An 881-nucleotide genomic window follows, 5' to 3' on the forward strand; every position below is an offset into this window, starting at 1 on the left:
CGAATCCCTTATATTCCACCAAGGGGTGGAAGTCCCACTAGGAGGTTATTTCAGGTATTGCAGCCTTATTTGACTCCTAAACGTCTCGCACTCACTCTATTATATTATTGAATTTAACCCAGATTTCAATAAGCATCAAGGAGAATAATTATGTGTCTTAATGAAACCTCCCCAGCTACCATTCTAGCAGTGGATGATAGTCTAGTAATCCCAAAAATGGTGCGACAAACCCTATGGGAAAATTATCGAATTTTAGTAGCCAGCAATACCCTAGAAGCCTTGGGAAAATTACATCATGATTCGATTGATTTAATGTTGTTAGATATTGCTATGCCGGGTGTAGATGGCTTATAATTATGTCGAATTATTAGGCGGACTCCCCATTTAGAAAAGTTAGCGATTATCATGTTAACTGCTAGGGATACTGTCTGCGATAAAATTGAAGGGCGTTTAGCCGGCGCTACTGAATATTTAACTAAACCTTTTGACCCAGAAAAACTACAAATAACTGTGCATAAAATTCTGACTGTAGCCGGACAAATGCAGTAGTTACATAGAGATACTTATCAATATATACTAAGTAATAAGTCGCCCCCAAAATGGGGGTTAAGGCGGGTTGATTAATATGGTAGGTGGTCAATGCAATTAACAGCTTTAGCCTCCCCCCATCATATCATTATCCAGAGCCAAACTCCGGGAATTGGGTATCGATCGAGAAACCCTCTGATAATTGTGAGCGAAAGTTCCTCTCCCTCTCTGGGATTCACATTGAGGGCGAGGGCTTATTCCACAACTGTTCTAGGGTCACTATATAATAGGTGAATATTGATTCATCCGGGTACTGAATGATGGTTCAAACTCCTATCCCCGCTGATATCCTT

1 pseudogene is annotated in these 881 nt (G+C 40.4%); it reads left to right on the forward strand.

Annotated features, from left to right (window positions below):
- The first annotated feature begins 150 nt into the window (after nucleotides 1-150).
- A pseudogene (locus tag P5674_RS25285) lies at nucleotides 151-549 on the forward strand (response regulator transcription factor).
- The last annotated feature ends 332 nt before the right edge of the window (nucleotides 550-881 follow it).

Source organism: Limnospira sp. PMC 289.06 (assembly GCF_032350395.1).
Taxonomy (GTDB): domain Bacteria; phylum Cyanobacteriota; class Cyanobacteriia; order Cyanobacteriales; family Microcoleaceae; genus Limnospira; species Limnospira platensis.